Below are 3,465 nucleotides of genomic sequence, written 5' to 3'. Positions count from 1 at the left end.
AGCAACATGGCCAATACCGCCCAAGCCCGCAAGCGCGCTCGCCAATCCGTTGAGCGCAACAAGCACAATTCCAGCCTGCGCTCGATGCTGCGCACCGCCATCAAGCGCGTTCGCCAATCCATCGCCGCTGGCGACAAGGCTGCGGCTGGCGAAGTGTTCCAGAAGGCCTCCAGCGTGATCGATCGCGTGGCCGACAAGAACATCATCCACAAGAACAAGGCCGCTCGCCACAAGAGCCGCCTGGCTGCCGCCATCAAGGCGCTGGCCTAAGCCATTCTGCCGCCCTGTTTTCAGGGCGTCACGAATACGGCAAATGAAAAAGGATGCCCCTGGGCATCCTTTTTTGCATTCCCGGCCGCTGCGACGCGCCCATCCCCATCCGGCAATCGCCGACCGGCACAGCTACAGCTGCGCCGCGATCCGCTCGGCGAAAAAAACAATGAACGCGCGCGCCCGCGCAACCTCCGCCGACCGGGGCGGCCATAGCAGCGACACGCTGCCACGGCTTTCCGTGTAGTCCTCGAGCACCGGCTGCAGCCGCCCCGCCGCCACATATTCCATTACCAGGTAGCTCGGCACCTGCACGATTCCCAGTTCGACCCTTCCGTCCTGCCCGCCGGCATCGAGTTCGCGGGCGACCCGCTACTGCAAGCGCGCTTGCAGGCCTACCGGCTGGCGGCAACGCGACGACTGCGCGGCCTTCCCTGATCCAGGCCTGACGCCAGGTGGTTCCGGGCCGCCTCTGCCGCCTCGCGCAATGACGCCATCAGCGCGCCCACCAGCGGATTGCCTGGCCGATGCTCCGGAAGCACCACGCTGACCCGGAACGGAAACGAGCGCGTCAAGGGACGGATATGCAGCCCCCGGCCGACAAAGTCCAGCGCCGTCAGCGGATTCACGATGGCCAGGCCGAGGCCCTGGCGCACGAAGGTGCAGACGGACACGGCGGTCGTGGTCTCGACGATGGAGCGCCGCAGCACGCCGGCCGCGGCAAAGGCTTCATCGATCTGGATCCGGTAGGGATCGCTGGCGGACAGGCTGACGAACGCATGGCCTTCGAAATCCGCCAGTTCCATGTGTTGCTTGGCCAGCAGCGCGTGGCCGTCGGGCAGCACGCATACCTCGTCCACCAGCAGCAGCAGCTCCACCCGCGTGCCGGCCGGCGCCGCGTCGTGTTCGGTCAGGCCCAGGTCATAGCGCTGGGCGCTCAGCCATTCCTCCAGGAAGGGCGATTCCTGCGTTTCCACCGCCAGGCTGACCCCGGGATGGAGTTCGTGGAAGCGCCGGAACGCGTCCGGCAGGATGGAATGGGAGAAGACTGGCAAGGCGATCACCGATAGCTGTCCGCCCTGGTAGGCCCGCAGGCGGGCGGCAGCCGAGGCCACGCGTTCCAGGCCGGCATAGGACTGGCGGACCTCGTCGAACAGCGCCAGGCCCGGCATGGTGGGCCGCAACCGCCCCGCCACCCGGTCGAACAGCGTGAAGCCTATGCCCTGCTCCATGCGCGCCAGCTCACGGCTCACGGTCGGCTGGGACGAGCCCAGCAGTTCGGCCGCCTTGGTCACGCTGCCGGCGATCATGACCGCGCGAAAGACTTCGATTTGCCGGTGCGTCAGCATGGCCCATCTCATATCAAGAATGAATCGATGAAGGAAATATAAGCATTTTACTGGATGGCCGAAGCCGGGCATCATGCCGGCTTGTTTTCACTTCCTCAAGGTTTCGCCCGCCATGGCCTTCGATCCGCGCCAACTCACCCAGCTCGCCGCCGAACACGGCACGCCGCTGTGGGTGTACGACGCCACCGTCATCCGTGAACGCATTGCGCAATTGCGCCGCTTCGATACCGTCCGCTATGCGCAGAAGGCCTGCTCCAACTTGCACATCCTGCGCCTGATGCGCGCCGAGGGCGCGGTGGTGGACGCAGTCTCGCTGGGCGAGATCGAGCGCAGCCTGGCCGCCGGCTTCCAGCCCCAGGGCGAACCGGAAGGCATTGTCTTCACCGCCGACCTGATCGACCACGCCACGCTGGCCACCGTGCTCAAGCACGGCATCACCGTCAACGCCGGCTCCCTGGACATGCTGGCCCGCGTCGGTCAGGCCTCGCCGGGCCATCGCGTCTGGCTGCGCATCAACCCGGGCTTCGGCCATGGCCATAGCAACAAGACCAACACCGGTGGGCCGCAAAGCAAGCACGGCATCTGGATCGGCGACGTGGCCGAAGCCATGGCCATCGTGCGCCGCCACGGCCTGAAGCTGGTCGGCATCCACATGCATATCGGCTCGGGCGTGGACTACGCCCACCTGTCCAGCGTCTGCGACGCCATGGTCGACGTGGTGGCCTCGCTGGACCACGACATCGAGGCCATTTCCGCGGGCGGCGGCCTGTCCATCCCCTATCGCGAAGGCGATGCCCGCATCGACTGCGACCACTACTTCGAACAATGGGACGCGGCGCGCAAGCGCATCGCCGAACGCCTGGGCCACGAGATCCGCCTGGAGATCGAACCGGGCCGCTTCCTGGTCGCCGAGGCCGGCGCGCTGGTATCCGAAGTGCACTCGATCAACCGCCGCCCGGAACGCGACTTCGCGCTGGTGGACGCGGGTTTCAACGATTTGATGCGCCCGGCCATGTACGGCAGCTACCACCGCATTTCGGTGCACGCGCCCGACGGCAGCCGGCCGCAGGGCGCGGCCGAGACCCGCATCGCCGTGGCCGGCCCGCTGTGCGAGTCGGGCGACGTATTCACCCAGGACGCGGGCGGCGTCGTATCCGACCAGTTGCTGCCGCAGCCGCGCATCGGCGACTTCCTGGTGTTCCACGACGCCGGCGCCTACGGCTCGTCGATGTCCTCGAACTACAACAGCCGGCCGCTGGCGCCAGAAGTGCTGCTGGACCAGGGCACGGCCCGGCTGATCCGCCGCCGCCAGACGATAGGCGAACTGCTGGCTCTGGAAGAGGCGTAAATCCCTGAAGTCAGACCCGGCCCGCCTGACGCCGGGTCTGGTCTGCCATCGTTACCTGGCACGCAATGTGCCAGACACGGGGCATCAGGTCGGGAACGCCTCGCGCAAGGCAAAGGTCGCCTGCTTGAACACGCCCAGGTCGGTGCCCACCGCCACGAAGTGCATGCCCATGTCCAGGTAGCGCCGCGCATCCGCGTGCACCGGCGCCAGGATGCCCACCGCCTTGCCCTGCGCCGACACCCGCTGGTACAGGTGGCGGATGGCCTCCTGCACTTCGGGATGGCCCGGGTTGCCGATATGGCCCAGCGCCGCGGCCAGGTCGGACGGCCCGATGAACACGCCGTCCACGCCTTCCACCGAGGCGATCTCATCCACCGCGTCTATGCCTGGGCGGCTTTCGATCTGCAGCAGCACGCAGATGTTGTCGTTGATGGTGTGCAGGTAGTCCGGCACCGTGCCGTAGCGGTTGCTGCGCTGCGCGCCCGCCACGCCGCGCAT

5 protein-coding genes are annotated in these 3,465 nt (G+C 67.1%); 2 read left to right on the top strand and 3 right to left on the bottom strand.

The features are described 5' to 3' along the window. Positions 1-6 precede the first annotated feature (6 nt). A complete protein-coding gene (gene rpsT, locus VIR09_RS23265; RefSeq protein WP_006396042.1) occupies positions 7-270 on the top strand; it encodes a 30S ribosomal protein S20 in 264 nt (87 codons plus the stop codon). 132 nt (positions 271-402) lie between these two features. On the opposite strand, the gene VIR09_RS23260 is transcribed toward rpsT, so the two are convergent. Together VIR09_RS23260 and VIR09_RS23255 are read right to left on the bottom strand one after the other, a co-directional pair. Beyond that, positions 403-579, bottom strand: a complete 177-nt coding sequence (locus VIR09_RS23260; protein ID WP_414639456.1) for a hypothetical protein — start codon at positions 577-579, stop codon at positions 403-405. A gap of 86 nt (positions 580-665) precedes the next feature. Further along, positions 666-1,619 carry a LysR family transcriptional regulator gene (locus VIR09_RS23255; RefSeq protein WP_332014992.1) on the bottom strand — a complete coding sequence of 318 codons (954 nt, stop codon included), beginning with the start codon at positions 1,617-1,619 and terminating at the stop codon, positions 666-668. 112 nt (positions 1,620-1,731) lie between these two features. On the opposite strand from VIR09_RS23255, the gene lysA reads away from it, so the two are divergent. Beyond that, positions 1,732-2,967, top strand: a complete 1,236-nt coding sequence (lysA, locus tag VIR09_RS23250) for a diaminopimelate decarboxylase (protein WP_332014994.1) — start codon at positions 1,732-1,734, stop codon at positions 2,965-2,967. Between the two features lie 84 nt (positions 2,968-3,051). On the opposite strand, the gene VIR09_RS23245 is transcribed toward lysA, so the two are convergent. Continuing rightward, positions 3,052-3,465, bottom strand: a 414-nt coding sequence (locus tag VIR09_RS23245) for an aldolase/citrate lyase family protein (RefSeq protein WP_332014991.1), incomplete at its 5' end; no start/stop codon positions are given.

Origin of the sequence: Achromobacter sp. (assembly GCF_036567245.1) — a bacterium.
Taxonomy (GTDB): domain Bacteria; phylum Pseudomonadota; class Gammaproteobacteria; order Burkholderiales; family Burkholderiaceae_B; genus Achromobacter.
The sequence above is the reverse complement of the archived record's forward strand: the minus strand, read 5'-3'. Positions and strand labels throughout refer to the sequence as shown.

Coding starts and splice junctions, on each gene's coding strand:
- rpsT (WP_006396042.1), top strand. CDS start 7: ATGGCCAATACCGCCCAAGCCCGCAAGCGCGCTCGCCAATCCGTTGAG.
- VIR09_RS23255 (WP_332014992.1), bottom strand. CDS start 1,619: ATGCTGACGCACCGGCAAATCGAAGTCTTTCGCGCGGTCATGATCGCC.
- lysA (WP_332014994.1), top strand. CDS start 1,732: ATGGCCTTCGATCCGCGCCAACTCACCCAGCTCGCCGCCGAACACGGC.